Below are 20,003 nucleotides of genomic sequence, written 5' to 3' on the forward strand. Positions count from 1 at the left end.
CTAACGTGGGCTCTCATTGTATTGCCATTGCTCGTGCGGAAAGCTTGCCATAAGCCGGGTTCTGTACTCTTAGTGGTTATAACGGGAACGACCCTCCCACGATGAGCGACAATCATCTATCTAGGCTATATATTGCTACATAGCTCAAGCAACTCACCCGAACACACCTCAGGCTAAGGTTGCAGCATAAGCTGCCGTGTTCTCTCGGTTTTGCTCCAGATGGGGTTTACCAGGAACGTAGTCACCTACGCTCCTCGTGGTCTCTTACACCACGGTTCCACCCTTGCCTGTGCTGATCAATCAGCCATCGGCGGTCCATTTCTGTGGCACTATCCTTCAGCTCGCGCCGACTGGACGTTATCCAGCATCCTGCCTTGTGGAGCCCGGACTTTCCTCTCGCAGCATCATGGCTGCCAGCGATTGTCTGTCAAACTTTCCAATGCAAATTACAGTATACCGAGTTTTTTACAAGAACTCAATACCTCTTTTCTGGAAAATGCGTAAATTGCCGCTCATTCCTTACAAAAAGGTAAACGGCTCAGTATGCACCTGAGAGGCGATAATCTCAACCTCGACGCGCTCAGCCTTGCATTTTTCCGTCAGCCAAGCCTGAACACCTTGAATCATAACCTTTTCGATATGATGGCCAGGGTCGATAATCGATATGCCGTCTGCCAGCGCATCCTGTGCCGTATGGAAATCTATGTCGCCCGTGATAATGACGTCCGCTCCGGCAAATTTGGCTGAACGCACATATTTCGCGCCCATGCCGCCCAATACTGCAATTTTGCTAATCTTTTGCTCCAGCTTGCCGACAACGCGCAGCGCTGGCACGCTGTAAGTCCGCTTGAGCCTTTCTGCCAGCTCGCCCAGCGTAGTTGGCTCAAGCAGCCTGCCCACTCTTCCAAGGCCGTACGCTTGACCCTGCTGCTGCAAAGGCAGCAAATCATAGGCAACCTCCTCATAAGGATGAGCCTTTATAACGCTGCTTACTACCTTGCGCTGCAAGCTGGCAGGAACAATGCATTCAAAGCGGATCTCAGGCTCGCGATGCAGCTTGTGTTGCTCGCCTACATACGGATTCGTTCCATCCTCGGCCATAAAGGTGCCTGTGCCGCTGCTCTGAAAGCTGCAATGACTGTAATTGCCAATATGTCCGGCTCCTGCGCGCCACGCGGCCTGCTCGACAGCTGCTATAGCCGATTGCGGGACATAGACGACCAGCTTGCTTAGTTGATCAACATAGACCGTTTCCAGCAGCTTGCGTCCCTCCTTCTCCATGCCTGCCAAATCAGCCAGCAAATCATTTACGCCGCCAACTGCAACATCAAGATTAGTGTGGGAAATATAAACTGCGATATCATGCTTGATCAGCTGCTCATAAAGTCTGCCGGCTGGTGTTGACGTGTCAATGCTGCCAAGCGGACGAAAGATGATTGCATGATGGGCAATAATAAGATCGATCTGCTGCTCGATTGCCTCCTGCACAACCTCATCCGTAACATCGAGCGTCACGAGCACTCGCTTCACTTGCTTGTTCAGCGTTCCTAGCTGCAGGCCGATGCGATCATGCTCAACCGCGAAATATTTTGGCGCGAGCTGCTCCATATATTGAATTAAAGTTTGACCGTGTATAGCCATTCCAGTACCTCCTTGATCAGCTTTTGATCCTGCTTGACGGATGCGAGCTTGAACCTGGCGCTCTCCTGCTCGGATTGCGTTAAAGAAGCTGCAATATAGTCCAGCTTCTCCAGCTCAGCCAGCCATTTGCGCTTAAGCTCAGGATCTTTCTTCTGTAATAAATAAGGGCCCATTCGCAGCAAAATCGCGCGATTAATCGGCTCTGCAAAAGGCAGCCCCTCTCCCTTGTATAGCTTATCGTTTTGCTGCTTTGCTTGCTTGCTGCTTACAGCATGCAGCACCTCGTATATTTTTCCATCCTCTTCAACGATTGACTCATCCTGGAGCAGCCAGTCATGCTCCAGCAGCCAAATCCTAACGGCATCCTCGCCAATATTAGGCTGCAGGATAAGTTCCTTTACTCCTTCTAGCTTGCCCTGCTGATGGCCAGCCTCTAATATCGCACAGATTAAAGCGCCACCCATTCCACAAATCGTTATCGTATCTGCTTCTAAAGCTTCGATGACTTCAAGCCCATTGCCGCGGCGAACGTCGATGCTTGCTGACAGCCCGGCATTAGTGACCTGCTGACAGGCTGCCTGCCAGGGCCCTTTGTTCAGCTCTCCCGCAACCGCGAGCGGCACCTTGCCGCTTTGTACAGCGTATACGGGCAGCAGCGCGTGATCCGAGCCAATATCGGCCAGTCGATGTCCAGTTGTTATGTAGTCTGCTACGGTTTGAAGCCGTTTTGAAAGCTGAATCATTATATTACCCACACCATCCATTGTTTTCTCAATACAAATAATAATAAGCTGCCTATGATAACTTTGCTAATAAGCTGGAGCTGCAAGTAGCCCATTTCGCCAATAAATACGAGCTGGAAAATTTCCGGCATAAACCATGTCGCGATGCCAATTACAAACAGTACGGCAGATGACGGCTTGAACCAGCGATGAATAAACCAGCTAATCCAAAAGAACAGGATCGACAGCGGAATCCAGTACAGCTGAATCTCATACCATTGCTGGCCGCTCGTCAGCTCATGCAGCAGCATCGCGTAAGCGAGCAAAAAAGCAAGCCAGCCGCAAATATGCAGCATGCTCAAATGGCTCTTCATGCCATAAACGATCCAGAACAAGGAACAGACTGCTATTAATGCAAAGGTCCAATACCAATCGCTGAGCTGATGCTGGGAAATCAAATATAATCCGCCGCACAGCAGCAATAAGTGCCCGAGGAAAATTGCTAAAAAACCAAATGGAGCATGCTGCTTGCGAATTTTTTCTCCAAACCAGAGCAAGGCAAATGTGCCAAGCAATATGATGGAAATTTGCAATGCGGGATGAAAAACGCTAAAATAAAGCACAATAAATGAAATTAACGTAAAAAGACCAATCGTATAAAACCATTGTTTGCCTGTTGCTTTGGAAACAGCCATAATTGCTTTGCCAACAAGATGCTTGGGCTGCTCCTCTTCGGACTTAGGTGCTAGAACTGGATCGGCATATAAATTTAGCAGAAAATCGCAATAATGATCAGGCAGCAGCTTGGATCTTCTCCAGTGCTCAATTTCGCGAACGATGATCGTTCTACGCTCTGCTTTCATAGACCTATTCCTTTCTATTAAGAATGTTCATGCAAGTAAGAATGATCACGCAAGCTTATTGAAAAAATGACCTTACTGCAATGCAGAAAGGTCATCGATTCGTACTAACTATTCAAGGAAATCTTTAAGTCGTTTGCTTCTGCTCGGATGACGAAGCTTTCTTAATGCCTTCGCTTCGATTTGACGAATACGCTCGCGAGTAACACCGAACACCTTGCCAACTTCCTCAAGGGTACGCGTACGGCCATCATCTAAGCCAAAACGCAAGCGCAGCACGTTTTCTTCACGCTCTGTCAGTGTATCCAGCACATCCTCCAATTGCTCCTTCAACAGCTCGTATGCCGCAGCGTCTGCAGGCGCAAGCGCTTCTTGATCCTCGATAAAATCACCAAGATGCGAATCATCCTCTTCACCGATTGGCGTTTCCAAGGATACCGGCTCTTGTGCAATTTTCATAATCTCGCGAACCTTTTCTGTGCTTAGCTCCATCTCTGCAGCAATTTCCTCTGGCGTCGGTTCACGTCCAAGCTCTTGAAGCAGCTGACGAGATACACGAATCAGCTTGTTGATCGTTTCAACCATATGAACCGGGATACGAATCGTACGCGCTTGATCGGCAATTGCGCGCGTAATCGCTTGACGAATCCACCAAGTCGCATACGTACTAAACTTGAAGCCTTTTTGATAATCGAACTTCTCAACAGCCTTCAGCAAACCCATATTGCCTTCTTGAATAAGATCGAGAAACAGCATGCCGCGCCCCACATAACGCTTGGCGATGCTTACAACGAGACGCAGGTTCGCCTCGGCAAGCCGTTTTTTCGCTTCCTCGTCGCCATTTTCTATACGAATAGCCAGTTCAATTTCATCCTCAGAGGATAACAAAGGAACACGCCCGATTTCTTTCAAATACATACGAACAGGATCATTAATTTTGATGCCTGGAGGTAATGCCAAATCGTCATCAAAATTAAAATCATCCCCATCCCGCTCCTGATCATCTCCTGTAGGCGAAAGTGGATGGTCATCGTCGCTTTCGTTCAGTACCTCAATGCCCAGGTCATCAAGCTGCTCGAAAAACTCATCGATTTGTTCAGGATCTTGATCAAATGGAGACAGCTTCTCCATAATTTCCTTATAAGTAAGAGAAGCTCTCTTCTTCCCTTGCTCAATCAATTGATCCTTCGCAAGATCCAACTTTTGCTCAGTATCTAATTCAGTATGCTGATCATTCGCCATTTTGCGACTCCCTCCTCCCTAGACTTTACCGAAGAGAATTTTTCAGTTCACGTTCTAGGGAAATAATCTCAATACCTAATTGCGCTGCCAAGATTGCGTCCCCAGCACGTTCGGCACGCATCATCTGCTCTTTCTTTTTCTCGATTTCACGCAGCCTAGGAACCTTTTGAATGTCTTGAATCCAAGCATTCATTATATCCTCGTCAAAAGGAAACCCTCCGTCCATCATAAGCAGCTCTGTTGCCGTCCGCTCCAAAGCTTCATCCTCCAAGGTGGAAATGAAACGCGCAGCATCAGCATCATAGCCCGAAGCGTAGTATGCATACAAATATGCAGCAATCGCTTCATGATTCGGAATATTAAAGGCATCACCTAATTGTTCGTGAACTGCCAATGCGACATCTCTATTTCTCATCATCACATTGAGCAAACGGCGTTCTGCATTAACATATGCAGGAAGCACGGTCGAGCTTCTCTCGGTTTTCCGTTTTTCATTCCTACCATTATTCCACGAAAATTGGTTATTATCCCTTTGGTCCTTTAAATTTTGTTGCTGCAGTCGAAATTCATGGCAGTCCTGCTTTAAAGCATCTAAAGAAATATCGAATTCCTTTGCCAATTCCTTTAGATGAATTTCTCTTTCTGTCGATGAATCAAGCTCTGCCACAATTTTTACCGCTTCGACGATATATTGATTCCGATCTTCTTCTCTTGACAGTATATGGTTTTTTCGTGAATATATAAGCTTGAATTTTGTTATAGATACGGCTTGTTCGATCACTTCATACCGAAACGCATCCGTGCCATGGCTCTTAATATATTCATCAGGGTCCATTCCTTTAGGAAGAAGAGCTACAAGCACCTTTAATCCTACCCGCTCCAGCATAGGAATTGCTTTGTAAGCTGCGGCTTGGCCTGCGCTGTCTCCGTCATAGCAAATAATAATTTCATCGCCATGACGCTTAAGCAGCATGCAATGCTCCTCCGTCAATGCTGTCCCTAAAGTTGCAACTCCATTTTGAACATCTGCTGACCATGCCTTTATGACATCCATATAGCCTTCGAAGAGTACAATTTGCTTCGCTTTTTTAATTGCCGGTCTAGCAAAATTCAAATTATAGAGCATTTTGCTTTTTGTAAACAGCATCGTCTCTGGAGAATTTAAATATTTCGGCTGTCCCTCGCCGATTATTCTGCCACCAAATGCGATAGCCTTGCCATTTTTGTCCCAAATCGGAAACATAATTCGATTTCGGAAACGGTCAAAATAGCCCTCAGCTTCATTTTTGGCAGAAATTAAGCCACCCTTCTCTAACAGCTTCGGGTCAAATTCTCGATTCATTAGAAATCGAGTCAACACATCCCAATCACCGGGCGCATAACCGATCATAAACTGATCAATCAGCTTATCCGTCAATCCTCGCTCAATCAAATAGCGCTTTGCTTCATCACCTTGTCGTGTATTGTTCAATATATAATGATAGAACTTTACAGCGAGCTCATGTGCCTCTATGATTTTATTGCGAACATTGTCTTGATCATGAGAGTGACCACCTACGTTAGAAGACCAGGTGACTGGAATTCCAGCATCCTCCGCAAGCGTTCGAACAGCTTCCGGAAATGTATATCCCTCCATTTCTTCGACGAATCGAATAACGTTACCACCTTTACCACAGCCATAGCAATAAAAAATCTGAAGTTCGGGAGTAACCGTGAATGAAGGAGTCTTTTCAGAATGAAAAGGGCATAACCCCTTCATGTATTTCCCTTGCTTAGTCAGGTGTACATATTTACCGACTACTTCTACGATGTCATGGTGATTCCGGACTGCATCAATTACTTCATCTGGTATTAACTCTCCAGCCATTTTACATCACCTTCAAAATTGTAGCACAATAATATTATTCGCTAAACTTCACGTTTCTCCTGCTTTTCTTGCAAAAGTTTTGTCAAGTTTTGTTGAAATCTTTTGCGGTCATCGTCAGTTAACGGCCGCGGCCCTTTAGTTCGGGCGCCTTGCCGCCGCCTTTTGGCAAATTCGGCACGCCGCTCCAGCAAGTAATCAATATTGTCGTCGGTATAGGTTTCGCCGCGAAAAGAAAGCGTATAGGCATGCTTGGCAATAGCGAGACAAGCAAGCCCAAAATCCTGAGTAATGACCAGATCGCCAGCCTTCACCTTGTTGGCGATAAACATATCCGCCGATTGGCTGCTGCGATCCACCTGAACCGTTTCAACGCCTTCCACCTGAGGCAAGCGATGATCAAATGAAGCGACCATGCAAACTGGAGTCGAAAAGATGCGGGCCGTCGCGATAATTTCGCTTTTAACCGGACATGCATCACCATCCACAATAATTTTCAACTCAAACACCTCTCTTTGGCAGCTTGTAGGCTGGCTTGTCATTTGGATACTAAATATTATATACGCTACGCTGGCGAAAAATCCTTTATTTATTATGCTTGCTTCACTTTTTCCATAATGAGGCTTGCCGTTTCCTCAACTGCACGATGGGACACATCAATTACTGTACACTGCAATTTCTTCATAATCGTTTCAGCATAGTCCAGCTCGAGTTCAATACGATCCGTTGTCGCATAGGAAGCCGTATCCGGCAAGCCAAGCGCCTTTAAGCGCTCCTTGCGAATAATATTTAAATAATTGACGTTAATCGTCAAGCCGATAATTTTGGAGCGCGGCACCTGAAACAGCTCCTCCGGCGGCTTGATTTCAGGCACGAGCGGCACATTGGCCACTTTAAACTTTTGGTGAGCCAAGTACATGGAAAGCGGAGTTTTCGATGTTCGCGATACGCCGACGAGCACAATGTCGGCCTTTTTAACACCGGATGGGTCACGCGCATCATCATAGCGCACGGCAAACTCGACCGCCTCCACCTTTTTGAAATAATCAGCGTCAAGCACGTGATTCAAGCCAGGCTCTTGACGCGATTTTCTGCCCGTGCGAAGCTCCAGCATTTCAATCAGAGAGCCCAGTAGATCAATCGCCTGAATGTCATACTGCTCTGCGAGCAGACGCATATGCTCACGCAGCTCGGGAATAACAAGCGTATACATCACGATCGCATCAAGCTGCTTCACCTTCATCGCAATTCCTTCAAGCACAGTTTTGCTAGTGACGAAAGGCGCCCTGCGAATATCCGTATGAATAGGGTGAAACTGAGCCAACGCCGCCCGAACCACATATTCCCCTGTATCCCCTGCTGCGTCCGACACAACATACACAATAACATCCGACTCTCTACTCATCATTAAAGCTCCCATCTATTAAAAAATTTTTAACGCTGACTCAACGCTCCGGAGCAATGCATCCTACAGTCGCTTTTTAAATCAGCGCTCCGGAGCAAAGCATTCCTCCAGTCGCTTTTTAAATCGTAATGCTCTTATTTAAATTTTTTAAGGTTGCATTACGATGTTAAAGGCGACCCTCTTCGTTTTCCGGATGCATTGCTCCTCTTTGCAGCCAGGACCAAGAAGCTTGGGCGATAGTAGAAAGCGAGGAGCGCTAGCTGCGGCACAAGCTACGTGAGCACCGCAGCTTTCGGTAGCGTGACATATTCGACGTCGACTATGCTACAATGCTAAGCATCGCCATCAAAGTCCAGCTTTTTAAACCACCCCTTCCAATCGAGTTTAAAAAGCTGGGCTTTCAGGACCAACAAGCTTGGACGCTAGTAGAAAATGAGGAGCGCAGCGTAGATAGACCTACGTGAGCACCGGAATTTTCGCTAGCGTTCAAGATTCGCCGTCGACTAAGCTACATAGAAGCAACATCGTCATCAAAGTCCAGCTTTTTAAACAACCCCTTCCAATCGAGTTTAAAAAGCTGGGCTTTCAGGACCAAGAAGCTTGGACGCTAGTAGAAAACGAGGAGCGCAGCGTAGAGCAGAGCTACGTGAGCACCGCAGTTTTCGCTAGCGTTCAAGATTCGCCGTCGACTAAGCTACATAGAAGCAACATCGTCATCAAAGTCCAGCTTTTTAAACTACCTCTAAGCCCAGACTAATTTTGATAGATCTGCTATTGCTGATACATCATCAGCAATTACCGCAAGTGTAGCGAGACGGTTTTGCTTCACTGCCTCGTCCTCTGCCATAACCATTACAGAATCGAAGTAAGCGACAATTGGTTCGCGCAGGCTTGCCAATTTCTCATATGCGCTCTCTACATCGCGTGCTGCCATCGCTTCGACAAAGCTGCTATGAATAGCGGCCCAAGTGTTATACAGATTACGCTCTGTTTCCTCTTGGAACAGTTCAGGATTTACTTGCTTGCTTTCTGCTTTCGCTGCTAGATTGCAGACGCGGTTGAACGCTTCTACATTGCTCTTGAAGCTAGCTTTATTGACATCCTGCAATTGCGCTGCCAGCAGTTCCGCACGCTTCTTGGTCAATTGCAAATCAGTAAAGCCTGCTTCCATAACAGCATCGATAACATCATATTTGGCTCCGTGCTCGCCTAGCCAGTTTTTAACGCGAAGCGCAAAGAAATCTTGCAAATCTTTGCTGATTTCCTGCGAGCTGCGTTTCGTACCGCGCTCTGCATGGACCGTCAAGCATAGCTCAAACAGCTCGGTCAAGGACATTGGCAAATTATGCGCCAGCAATATTTGTACTATGCCTGCCGCTTGACGGCGAAGTGCATACGGATCCTGCGAGCCAGTTGGCACGATGCCAATTGAGAAACAGCCTACAATTGTATCGATTTTGTCCGCAAGACTGACGATTGCACCGACCAACTGCGAAGGCACTGCATCACCGGCAAAGCGCGGCTGATAATGCTCGTTAATCGCTTTTGCCACTTCGGCATCCTCACCAAGACGCGAAGCATAATCCTCACCCATAATGCCTTGTAGCTCCGGGAACTCGTAAACCATTTGTGATACGAGGTCGAATTTGCAAATGGCTGCTGCACGCTCCACCTTATCCTGAACGCTTTGCCCAACTGCAAGCTTCGAGGAAATAAGCGATGCTGTGCGAGTAACGCGACGCACCTTGTCGCCAACAGAGCCCAGCTCCTCGTGATAAACGATGTTCTCCAGCTTGGCAAGCGCATCCTCAATCGTAAGCTTGTGATCTTCTTCATAGAAAAACTTCGCATCCGACAAGCGCGCACGAAGCACCTTCTCATTACCCTTTGCTACGATATCCAGCGAGCGCTGATCCCCGTTGCGCACGGTTACGAAATATGGCAGCAGCTTTCCTTCCTGATCAAGCACCGGGAAGTAGCGCTGATGCTCGCGCATTGAAGTAATCAAAACCTCCTGCGGAATGTTCAGGAACGATTCCTCGAAGGTGCCGAACAACGTGCTTGGATATTCGACAAGGAATAGAACTTCCTCAAGCAAATCCTCTTTAACTGCAATTTTCCAGTCTTTTTGTGCAGCCAGCTCCTCGATCTGCTTCACAATTAAGGCTTCCCGCTCCGCGACATCGACAATAACAAACTGCTCACGCAGCTTTTCTGCATAGTCGCTTGCTGCAGCCAAGCTTGTCTCTGAGCCAAGGAAACGATGTCCGCGCGAAATGCGACCGCTTGCTACCCCTGCCAGCTCAAATGGCACGACATCATGACCATATAAAGCAACAAGCCAGCGAATTGGACGAACAAAACGCATTTCATAGCTGCCCCAGCGCATATTTTTCGGGAAAGACATAGATTGAATCACATCAACAAAGCCTTGTGCAAGCAAACTGGATGTTTCGACACCGATGCTGCTTTTTTTCGCATACACATATTCAACGCCAGCCAGCTCCTTGAAGTACAATGCCTCCGGCTCCACGCCTTGGCTGCGGGCAAAGCCTAGTGCAGCCTTGCTCCAATTGCCGTTTTCATCCTGGGCAATTTTGCGAGAAGGCCCCTTTGCTTCCTCTTCAATATCTGCTTGTTTTTCCGCAACACCAGTCACTAATATTGCTAAACGGCGAGGTGTAGCATAGGACTGAATCCGTTCAAAGGAAATGCGCTGCTCTTCCAGCCATTTTTCATATTTTTGCTGCAATTGCTCCATCGCATCGCGCACAAAACGAGCCGGCACTTCTTCCAAACCAATTTCCAGCAGTAGATCTTTTGCCATCTTATTTCTCTCCTTTCTTCAGCAGCGGGAAACCTAGTCTTTCACGCTCTTCCAGGTAGGTTGTCGCAATGGAACGAGCCAGATTGCGGACACGGGCAATATAGCCTGTACGCTCAGTTACGCTGATTGCGCCGCGCGCGTCAAGCAGGTTGAACGTATGCGAGCATTTCAACACGTAGTCATAGGCAGGAAATACTAGATGCTGCTCCATCGTTTTCTTTGCTTCTTCCTCGTACATGTTGAATAGCGAGAAAAGCATAGCTGAATCAGAAGTTTCAAATGTATATTTGGAATGCTCGAACTCCGGCTGATGGAATACATCTCCGTACGTTACGCCATCTACCCATTCCAGCTCGTATACATTTTCCTTTTGCTGAATATAGGAAGCCAAACGCTCCATGCCATACGTAATTTCTACTGCGACCGGATGCATATCAATACCGCCTACTTGCTGGAAGTAAGTAAACTGGGTAATTTCCATGCCATCCAGCCATACCTCCCAGCCTAATCCCCAAGCACCCAATGTTGGAGATTCCCAGTTGTCCTCAACAAAGCGAATATCATGATCCTTGGCATCAATGCCCAGGCGCTTCAAGCTTTCCAGATAAAGCTCCTGAATGTTGTCTGGCGACGGCTTGAGAATAACCTGAAACTGATGATGCTGATATAGACGATTCGGGTTATCGCCATAGCGTCCATCGGCTGGACGACGGGACGGCTCTACATAAGCGACGTTCCACGGCTCCGGCCCAATTGAACGTAGAAATGTCATCGGATTCATCGTGCCCGCGCCTTTTTCCACATCATACGGCTGCACGAGAATACAATTTTGCTCAGCCCAAAACTGCTGCAGCGTTAAAATCATGCCTTGAAAATTCATTCCTCTACAACTCCTTTGTAAGTTCGCTTCTAAAAAGCTTGGCTTTTTGAGCATCCTCTTATATTTGAACAGGCTTATCAGGCAAAATAAAAAACTCCCGCCCTACGCCTGTTCCCAGACGTAGGGACGAGAGTATATTCCCGCGGTTCCACCCTACTTGATTATTCAGATACGAATAATCCACTTTCACTCGATAGGCTCCAGAGCGCCATGCAGCATGCTCAGACCCCGCCAGGCTTTCACCATCCCCGGCTCGCTTTTGGGCGAATTCATGTACAATTCTCTTTCACAGCCACTTATTGAACTTCTCATATTTTATTCAACTCTGACAAGAATGTCAAACTAATTTGCCTAAATTATCTAAGAAGCTGCGCGTTTTAAATTTTATGCCTAGCTGCATGTCAATTAATTGGCGGATTAAACCGCTCACCTCCTGCTTTGTCTCAGGAGATAAATTAATATTGCCGACTTGACGCAAATCAAGACGTTTGAATAAGCGCAGCAGCTTCAATGCCGTCTCACTTACTGTAAGTAAGGAAGCATCCTGTGCTGCGCATCTGGAGCATACAATTCCGCCTGCGTAGCTTGAAAGCTTAAAGGGCCCAACATGATTGCCGCAATGTATGCATTCCTCTACAATGGGGCTGTAGCCGCTCATCATCAGCATTTTCATTTCAAAAATGGCGGTGAGCACAACTACGTCCTTGCCTTCCATCAGCGCTGCAAAGCAAGCCTTTAGCTGCTCGAAATGAACCAGCCCTATCTCTTCATCGGCTATGCAGCGATCAATAAGCTCGGCGATATAAGAGGCATGTGCGGCAAGATCAAGGTCGGAACGCAGCAAATGATTAGAAGCAATTAATTCACCATGCTGCAGCGTACCTAAACCAGTCTGTCGTGTATAGCTGTACTCTCCATATGTAAAAGGCTGCGCAAGCGAGGCGTGCTTGCTGCGAACCTTTCTCGCACCCCGTACGAGAACACCAGCCTTGCCGCTATTATTCGTTATAAGTGTCACGATTTTATGATTTTCACCATAATCAACTGTTCGAACAACGATACCTTCCACGCGATAAAGCATGTCATTTCCCCCAACTTGACTTGCGACGATTAGCAGCAGTTAGAGGTTATTCTACTCCCTCCAGGGGCAGCTCTTCTTCATCATCACCCAGACCTACTGCCACGGTATCGATCGAATCTCTAAATCGCTCCACTTCCTTGTAGAGTAAATAAGATTCGACATCCCCGGTTAACGCAAAATATTTCCACGAAAAATCCTTCATTCGTATCCATCCTTTCCGCCTCGGAAATGCAACTCCAGATGGTAATAGGATGAACACTCTTAAGAATTATATCCGTAGCAAAAATTACTGCTTTCTCAAGCTTGACTTTTGTGTTTACTCATGCTTAAAGCCCAAATCATTGAGCACGCGATCCTGATTTCTCCAATCCTTCTTTACCTTGACCCATATCTCTAAAAATACCTTTGAGCCAAGCAGATTTTCAATGTCGATGCGCGCATTTTTGCCAACTTCCTTTAACAAGGCGCCGCGCTTGCCGATAATAATTCCTTTTTGCGAATCACGCTCAACGAATACGACCGCTCCGATATAGACGACGCCGTTATCCTGCACACGCATATCCTCGATTTGCACTGCGATCGAGTGCGGGATTTCCTCGCGCGTAAGATGCAATATTTTTTCGCGAATCAGCTCGGCGCATACAAATTGCTCAGGATGATCCGTTACTTGATCGGCTGGATAATATTGCGGCCCCTCTGGCAAATAGTTGCCGATTTGCTGCAGCAGCGTCGAAATATTGTTGCCGTTCATTGCCGAAATCGGAACAATTTCCGCAAAATTATATAAATCCTTATACTGTACAATTTTGTTCATTAACGCTTCAGGATCAATTTTATCGATTTTATTAATAACTAAAAACACTGGCGTGCTTACTTTGCCAAGCTGCTCGATAATATAACGATCACCGCCGCCCAATTCCTCAGAAGCATCGATTAAAAACAGAATAGCCTCTACTTCCTTCAAGGCGCTTTCTGCCGACTTCATCATATAGTTGCCCAGCTTAGAATTCGGCTTATGAATGCCCGGTGTGTCGAGAAAAACAATTTGCATATTTTCCTCGGTATATACGCCATGAATTTTATTTCTCGTCGTTTGCGGCTTGTCCGACATGATCGCAATTTTTTGTCCAATTAAATGATTCATTAAGGTCGACTTGCCAACGTTCGGTCTTCCAATTATCGCAACAAAGCCTGAACGGAATTTGCTGCGCTCTTCCTGTTGATTCATGAATGCTCCTCCTTAGCCAGTGACGAGGGCGTAAATGCCCCTGGCAGCAGCTCAGCTACTGTCATCACTGTACGATCCCCTTTCAAATTGCTCATAATCACTTTCATATCTGGCGAGCAAAGCTCAACCAGCACCTGGCGGCAAACACCGCATGGTGTAATCGGCTCCGTTGTTTCACCGATGACAGCGATTGCCGTAAAGCTGCCCGGCTTTGCTCCATCAGCAATTGCGCTAAACAACGCTGTCCGCTCAGCACAATTGGTCGGACCATAGGCTGCATTTTCAATATTGCAGCCGCGATAAATGTGGCCAGACTCATGCAGCAAGGCCGCACCTACGCGAAATTGTGAATAAGGCACGTACGCAAGGTCCATCGCGGCCTTTGCTTCATCCAGCAATTGCTCAAGCTGCTGACTCATATGCTCATTCCTCCTACACTCATCGTAACCATTCAATCAGCTTTGGTGCAAAGATTATAATACCTATTATAGCCGCTCCAATCGACATGACCAGCACAGCTCCTGCAGCCGTATCTTTAGCGACCTTCGCTAACGGATGCGGCTCGGTGCTAAAGCGGTCAATTGTCGATTCTATCGCTGTGTTAACCAGTTCCAGGCCTGTAACAGCGCATATTAGCAGTATGACCAAACACCATTCCAGCCAAGTAAGTGAAACGATGGCACCTAGTAGTATTACTAATAGTGCCACCGTTACATGTATCTTCATATTTCGTTGTGTACGCACAGCATACCAGATGCCGGAAAAAGCATGCTTAAAACTATTTAATAGCTTATGCATTATCGCGTTAAACCTACCTGCTGAAGCACAGCCTCCTGCTTTGCTGTCATTTCAGCCTCAGACTGCTCATCCTGATGATCATAGCCTAGCAGATGAAGGAAGCCATGCACGAACAAAAATCCGATTTCCCGCTCAAGACTGTGACCATATTCCAGCCGTTGCTCCTCTGCACGCTCCACGGAAATAATAATATCACCAAGCATGCCTGATATTGGATCAAGCTCGTCCTCGCTATCCACCTCGAAAATAATATCAAGCTCATCTACGCCATCATCATTCATCGCAAAAGACAGCACATCAGTCGGACGATCAATACCGCGATACGTTTTGTTCAGCTCATGAATTTCTTCATTATCCGTAAAGGTTAGCGTAACCTCGCCTGAGGTAAGCCCTTCATTCGCCGCGGCAAGCTGCAAAATTTCATTGAGCATCGTAATCCATGTCTCAGGAATTTCAAATTTGCTTTGATTGTTGTTCCAATCCAATACCAGACTCATATTATGACTCCTTCTGCTTATCTTTTGCTTTTGCGTCTTCAGGGTATTCAATGCGCGAATGGAAAATCCCCATCAGGCTTTCCTTTAACGATTGAGCTATTTTATCCAATTCCTTCATCGTTAAGTCGCACTCATTATATTGATTGTCATCGACACGGCTTTTAATAATTTTGTGAATCATATCCTCAACCTGGTCAATCGTCGGGTTACGCAAGCTCCGTACAGCAGCCTCTATACAATCTGCAATACCAACAACTGCCGCTTCCTTCGACTGCGCCTTAGGACCAGGATAGCGGAAATCATCCTCGGTAAAGTCAGGCTCGATGCCCGCTTCCTCTGCTTGCTTTTTCGCCTTGTAATAGAAAAACTTCAAGGACGTTGTGCCATGATGCTGCTCGGCAATATCGCGCAGCTGCTTCGGCATTTTGTACGCCTTCAGCATTTCCGCGCCATCCTTGGCATGAGCAACAATAATCGATTTGCTCAGCATCGGATCGATCGTGTCATGCGGATTTTCCATATTGTTTTGGTTTTCGATAAAATAGCTTGGCCGCTTCGTCTTGCCAATATCATGGTAAAACGCGCCCACACGACATAGCAGCCCGTTTGCGCCAATCGCTTCTGCCGCCGCTTCTGCCAAATTGCCCACCATAACGCTATGATGGTAGGTGCCAGGCGTTTCAGTCAACAGCTTGCGCAATAGCGGATGATTCGGACTCGACAGCTCAACCAGCTTAAGCGCCGATAAAATTCCGAACGAAATTTCAAAGAACGGCATAAGGCCGATTACTAGAATCGAAGTAAGCAAGCCGCCGCCAAATGCGAAGCCGATCGAATAGATAAGCGGCATGCGATCCAGCTGCTCTGCCATCAAATATATCGTCAGCACACTGACCGAGCCAAACAAGCTGACCATAATGCCCGCTTTCAAAATGACCGAGCGCTGGCTGGCATGCTTAATCGAATAAATCGCCGCTAGCGAAATGACCATCGTATAAAAACCGAAGCGATAATCAAACAATCCACTGTTGGTGCTGTTTAATATGATCGCCCCTCCGACGCTCGTTATGAACGTGGAAGCAAGCGCCAAATGCTCGTCAATAAGCAATGTAATCAGCATTGCTCCAAGCGCTGCCGGCACCATAAAGCCCGCAATGCTTGACGTTTCACCTTGTATCAACGCCACAATTTGCATAATTCCCAAATTAAGCAGCGTAATTAAAAACAGCATGAGCAGCTGTGAATTGTTGTACCTCGTCTGTTGCAAATGCGAGCCTGCTGACTGCGTAAAGTAAATATACAAAAACGCAGCAAGCAGCACTGCTGTCATCACAACTCCCAGCTTGGCCCAATTATGCTTAGTATCCTGCAGCAAATTGGCCTCGACAAGCATTTCATATGTATCTGGCGTAATGACCTCGCCTTTTTTTACGATAATTTCATTTTCCTTGTAAACAACTGGCTGCGTGTTAAGCCGAGCATTTTCACGCGCTTCATCGGTTGCGGTCCGATCAAAAAACTTGTTGGGTGTAATCGAGAATCGGGCAATTTCCGATACGACTTCTCGTGCAGTACGATTCGAAATCGAGCTGGAATTGACCATCTCGGCTACCTGAGTGCGAGCCGTTTCAGCATCCCGCAGCTGTTCATTCATCAGCTTGCGCACAATATCCCTGGCAACAAGCCGCATCTCGGATAATTCATCTTGTGTCAGCTTCGGCAGCTTGTAAAAGGTTTCTTCTGGAATCGTATACTTTTGCTCAGCTGTAACGCGAGCCATTTCTTCAAGCAGCAGCTCATTGTGCGTTTCGTTCGCCAAGCCCGATTTCACAAGATTTTCAACATGCTCGTCATACTTTTTCGGAATTTCAGTCCGGTAAATATCGATTTTGTTTTGCTCGGTGACCTGATCATCAGCGTTAAGCCCTTCAATCCGCAGAAAAATCGTTTCCACAAGCTGCTCATTACGCATGCCGACAGTCAAGTAAATATCTTCTATCGCATTTGCCGCCTGCTCCTCAGCTGCTCTTGTAGCTTTCTCGTCGCGAATTTGCGTTGGCGCCTTTATATCCTTGTCACTCATTGAGTTTTCCGTAATGTTATACGTCTCAGGAATAATATGCGGCGCGAGATTGAAGTAGAAAAGAATGACGAACAACGCCATGAATGTCCATTTCATAGCTGTGCTTTGCCTCCAGCCAGCAGTCGCCTTCAAACTGCGCTTTTTGATCTGACCAAGGTCATTCTTTGTAGTCATTCGCTCTCAGTCCTTTCTTCAATACTAGGACACACATCTATTTCCGTGAATCCACAGCTCTTGATTCTGCATCGCGGTCATAAGCCATAATAATTTTTTGCACTAATGTATGGCGAACGACATCCTGCTCGGAAAATATCATCATTCCGATCTCTTCAATCTCGCTCAGAACGCGCTTTGCTTCAATTAAGCCGGAGCTTTTTCCGCGTGGCAAATCAATTTGCGTTACATCGCCGGTAATGACCATTTTCGAGCCAAAGCCGAGACGAGTCAAAAACATTTTCATTTGCTCCGGTGTCGTATTTTGGGCCTCGTCCAAAATAATAAATGCATCGTCCAGCGTACGACCACGCATATAGGCTAGCGGCGCAATCTCGATCATGCCCCGCTCAATCGCCTTAACCGTTTGCTCAGCGCCAAGCACATCATGCAAGGCGTCATATAGCGGCCTTAAATAAGGATCGACCTTTTCCTGCAAATCACCTGGCAAAAAGCCTAAATTCTCTCCCGCTTCAACGGCAGGCCTTGTCAAAATGATTCGCTTCACAATGTTTTCTTTAAGAGCGGTGACGGCCAGTACAACAGCCAAATACGTTTTGCCTGTACCTGCTGGTCCAATGCCAAACACAATATCATGCTTTTTAATCAGCTTCGTGTAATGACGCTGACCTATCGTTTTAACTAATATTTTTTTGCCACGGTATGTTGTAGCAATTGGCTTTTTGAACAAATCGAGCAATTCCTCTGCCTGCATGTTCAAAGCAAGGTCTAGCGCATAGGTAACATCACGCTCTGAAGGCGTATAGCCTTCCCTCACAAGCTGCAGCAGCACTTGATAAAGCTGCTCCAAAGAGTCCACTTGCGTTGCTGGACCAGTAATTGAAATTTCTGCATCTCTTGATGAAATTCGTGCCTCAACGCGTTCTTCAACAATACGTAAGAACTTATCTTGTGGTCCTAGAACGGCTAATGCCTCAGCCGCATTTTCGACTGGAATCTTAACTGTTTTCATTTCATTTTGCAATAAAACTCAATCTCCCTGCATCTGGACTATTGGTAGTTCTTTTGTAATAGACTGATTCACTTCGTAAAGTACTTTCATTACCACTTTACCATTGTCCGTCGCTTCATGCAAAACAATTTCGCTAACAATTTCCGCATCTTTGCCAGCATGCGCTAAAATTCGCAATCTTGCCTGCTCCAAGCTTTCCTTTTTTGCTTCTTCCATGGTCAGTTCTCGTTGCTCAAAGCCAACTTCCTGCTCCATTTCCTTCATTCGGCCAATTGGCAATGTGAAATTTCCAATCGAAAGCATCTCAGTCGTTTTGATGATCTCCGACTTTTCATACGGCTCTTGCTTGTAGCCGCTAATTTGCAGGGCACGGTTGCCGAGCACAATGTATGAGCGAGCTTGACGCTCTCCGGTAAATACACGGTATTTTTGCACGAGCGGAGCCTTAACCTCATACTCATACCACACCAGCCCTTTTACTTCGCCTTGCGCGACAACGATTTGTGAATGCGCCTCATTGCCAATTACGCCTGAAATCAAAATGTTGCCAGCCTTGACTCGTTGATTTTTCCGTACAAGCGGCTTTCCCTGCTCAGCTATTATGTACGTAATAACTGCATCATTCGTTGCAACAAGATGCCGCGGGCTATGCGGCTCCTGCTCTTCGGGAATCGTTGCCTCTACGATTTGTATTTTTACTTTCGTACCCGTTTTTTCAACGCCAATCCACGTTGTGCCCGGAATTGCCGAAACGAGCTTTTTGGACAAAATATCAGTATCCTGCAATCTAAAGGACCATTGATAGAGATGGAGACCCTGCTCCTTGGCAGCAGCCATTATTACATCATTCGGAATCCGTTTGTTGCCGGTAATTTCAATCCTCCAAACCAGCGAGGACAGGCAAAAAATGATCGCAAAAAATAAAGCGATGCCGATCGTAAACCATAGCCGCTTCTCCAGCAAGGAAAGCAAAAATGGAAAGCCTTTTTTTCGCTTCAGCTTTAGCTTTCCGCCGGAGGCTCGTACATATTTACGCAATAAAAAAAATTGCTCGACGCTTACTTCAAAGCTTACCCGCTCGCTTCCTTTCCAGTGGATATTGGACAGCTCTAGCTTGTCTTGCGTAGCTTGATTAAGAAATTGAGCTACATGACTTCCTTGTAGCTCAACCTCTACAGAACCTTTCAACCATTCAATGAGCGATTGTCGCATTGTCTTTCCTCCTTTTACTTTAATTATGGAAACAGTTCTATGCCTGTAATAATGCCCTCCACAAACACTTCGTCAGTCCAGATCGTACGAATGATCAGCTCTCGTCCGCGTACTTCCAGTTCTCCCTTGCTAAGCGATAAGCGAAGCACTTCATCCGTAAAATTTATAACGCCGCGATGATTTTCAATATATAGCTGACGGTCGCCTATTAATGTTAATCTAGGTAGTTCGAATACAACATCCTGCGGCATATCAAGCCAGGATGCCGTCAGCTTGTGCAGCTTACGCTTCATACGACCCATTGTTGGAACTCCCCTTTCCTCATACCAGTAACATCCACAACGCAACATAGTTCGGTACTTTATCAAAATATGCGAGTTTTATGACATTTATGAGAACTATCAGTATCGGCCTGCCTCACCAAGCCGCATAAAAGAAAAAGCGCAAGCTCGGGGACAATAAAGTCCCAAAGCTTAC

The 20,003-nt window shown here is 46.5% G+C and carries 19 protein-coding genes and 1 other RNA gene; all 20 read right to left on the minus strand.

Translation table 11 applies throughout. The annotated features are described in order from the left end of the window. Nucleotides 1–35: 35 nt before the first annotated feature. The 20 genes from rnpB to yqfC all read right to left on the minus strand — a co-directional run bounded on the left by rnpB (nucleotide 36) and on the right by yqfC (nucleotide 19,828). Nucleotides 36–436, minus strand: an RNA gene (gene rnpB, locus KJS52_RS04705) — RNase P RNA component class A. Nucleotides 437–519: 83 nt separating this feature from the next. Continuing rightward, on the minus strand, nucleotides 520–1,641 hold the full coding sequence (locus KJS52_RS04710) for a Nif3-like dinuclear metal center hexameric protein (RefSeq protein WP_213513526.1): 1,122 nt from the start codon (nucleotides 1,639–1,641) through the stop codon (nucleotides 520–522). Continuing rightward, on the minus strand, nucleotides 1,617–2,405 hold the full coding sequence (locus KJS52_RS04715) for a tRNA (adenine(22)-N(1))-methyltransferase (protein WP_246563125.1): 789 nt from the start codon (nucleotides 2,403–2,405) through the stop codon (nucleotides 1,617–1,619). Before KJS52_RS04715 ends, KJS52_RS04710 begins: the two co-directional genes overlap by 25 nt. Next, the gene (locus tag KJS52_RS04720; protein WP_213513527.1) at nucleotides 2,384–3,226 is read right to left on the minus strand and encodes a hypothetical protein; all 843 of its coding nucleotides are present in this window, start codon (nucleotides 3,224–3,226) and stop codon (nucleotides 2,384–2,386) included. Before KJS52_RS04720 ends, KJS52_RS04715 begins: the two co-directional genes overlap by 22 nt. A 108-nt stretch (nucleotides 3,227–3,334) precedes the next feature. Next, nucleotides 3,335–4,465, minus strand: a complete 1,131-nt coding sequence (gene rpoD / locus KJS52_RS04725) for an RNA polymerase sigma factor RpoD (protein ID WP_213513528.1) — start codon at nucleotides 4,463–4,465, stop codon at nucleotides 3,335–3,337. A 25-nt stretch (nucleotides 4,466–4,490) separates the two neighbouring features. Continuing rightward, nucleotides 4,491–6,332, minus strand: coding sequence for a DNA primase (dnaG, locus tag KJS52_RS04730; protein WP_213513529.1), 1,842 nt, complete (start codon nucleotides 6,330–6,332; stop codon nucleotides 4,491–4,493). 41 nt (nucleotides 6,333–6,373) lie between these two features. Then, complete coding sequence (locus tag KJS52_RS04735; RefSeq protein ID WP_213513530.1) at nucleotides 6,374–6,871, minus strand: YaiI/YqxD family protein; 498 nt, start codon at nucleotides 6,869–6,871, stop codon at nucleotides 6,374–6,376. Between the two features lie 50 nt (nucleotides 6,872–6,921). After that, nucleotides 6,922–7,737 (minus strand): pyruvate, water dikinase regulatory protein, encoded by an 816-nt coding sequence (locus KJS52_RS04740; protein ID WP_373871335.1) that lies wholly within the window; start codon nucleotides 7,735–7,737, stop codon nucleotides 6,922–6,924. 739 nt (nucleotides 7,738–8,476) lie between these two features. After that, the gene (gene glyS, locus KJS52_RS04745; RefSeq protein ID WP_213513532.1) at nucleotides 8,477–10,561 is read right to left on the minus strand and encodes a glycine--tRNA ligase subunit beta; all 2,085 of its coding nucleotides are present in this window, start codon (nucleotides 10,559–10,561) and stop codon (nucleotides 8,477–8,479) included. Between the two features lies 1 nt (nucleotide 10,562). Then, nucleotides 10,563–11,441: a glycine--tRNA ligase subunit alpha gene (gene glyQ, locus KJS52_RS04750; protein ID WP_213513533.1), complete on the minus strand. Its 879-nt coding sequence runs from the start codon at nucleotides 11,439–11,441 to the stop codon at nucleotides 10,563–10,565. Between the two features lie 337 nt (nucleotides 11,442–11,778). Then, nucleotides 11,779–12,522 (minus strand): DNA repair protein RecO, encoded by a 744-nt coding sequence (recO, locus tag KJS52_RS04755; protein WP_213513534.1) that lies wholly within the window; start codon nucleotides 12,520–12,522, stop codon nucleotides 11,779–11,781. Nucleotides 12,523–12,568: 46 nt separating this feature from the next. Next, nucleotides 12,569–12,724: a YqzL family protein gene (locus tag KJS52_RS04760; RefSeq protein WP_213513535.1), complete on the minus strand. Its 156-nt coding sequence runs from the start codon at nucleotides 12,722–12,724 to the stop codon at nucleotides 12,569–12,571. A 114-nt stretch (nucleotides 12,725–12,838) separates the two neighbouring features. Beyond that, complete coding sequence (era, locus tag KJS52_RS04765; protein ID WP_213513536.1) at nucleotides 12,839–13,750, minus strand: GTPase Era; 912 nt, start codon at nucleotides 13,748–13,750, stop codon at nucleotides 12,839–12,841. After that, a complete protein-coding gene (locus KJS52_RS04770) occupies nucleotides 13,747–14,169 on the minus strand; it encodes a cytidine deaminase (RefSeq protein WP_213513537.1) in 423 nt (140 codons plus the stop codon). The genes era and KJS52_RS04770 overlap by 4 nt, the downstream gene beginning before the upstream one ends. 19 nt (nucleotides 14,170–14,188) lie before the next feature. Next, a complete protein-coding gene (locus tag KJS52_RS04775) occupies nucleotides 14,189–14,548 on the minus strand; it encodes a diacylglycerol kinase family protein (protein ID WP_213513538.1) in 360 nt (119 codons plus the stop codon). Next, nucleotides 14,548–15,045, minus strand: a complete 498-nt coding sequence (ybeY, locus tag KJS52_RS04780) for an rRNA maturation RNase YbeY (protein ID WP_213513539.1) — start codon at nucleotides 15,043–15,045, stop codon at nucleotides 14,548–14,550. The genes KJS52_RS04775 and ybeY overlap by 1 nt, the downstream gene beginning before the upstream one ends. Before the next feature lies 1 nt (nucleotide 15,046). Continuing rightward, nucleotides 15,047–17,224 (minus strand): HD family phosphohydrolase, encoded by a 2,178-nt coding sequence (locus tag KJS52_RS04785; protein ID WP_246563130.1) that lies wholly within the window; start codon nucleotides 17,222–17,224, stop codon nucleotides 15,047–15,049. 115 nt (nucleotides 17,225–17,339) lie between these two features. After that, nucleotides 17,340–18,314, minus strand: coding sequence for a PhoH family protein (locus KJS52_RS04790; protein ID WP_213513541.1), 975 nt, complete (start codon nucleotides 18,312–18,314; stop codon nucleotides 17,340–17,342). An 18-nt stretch (nucleotides 18,315–18,332) separates the two neighbouring features. After that, nucleotides 18,333–19,526 carry a sporulation protein YqfD gene (gene yqfD, locus KJS52_RS04795; protein WP_213513542.1) on the minus strand — a complete coding sequence of 398 codons (1,194 nt, stop codon included), beginning with the start codon at nucleotides 19,524–19,526 and terminating at the stop codon, nucleotides 18,333–18,335. A gap of 23 nt (nucleotides 19,527–19,549) precedes the next feature. Further along, nucleotides 19,550–19,828 carry a sporulation protein YqfC gene (gene yqfC, locus KJS52_RS04800; protein WP_213513543.1) on the minus strand — a complete coding sequence of 93 codons (279 nt, stop codon included), beginning with the start codon at nucleotides 19,826–19,828 and terminating at the stop codon, nucleotides 19,550–19,552. Nucleotides 19,829–20,003: the final 175 nt, after the last annotated feature.

The organism is Paenibacillus montaniterrae, assembly GCF_018403185.1.
GTDB classification, from domain to species: domain Bacteria; phylum Bacillota; class Bacilli; order Paenibacillales; family Paenibacillaceae; genus Pristimantibacillus; species Pristimantibacillus montaniterrae.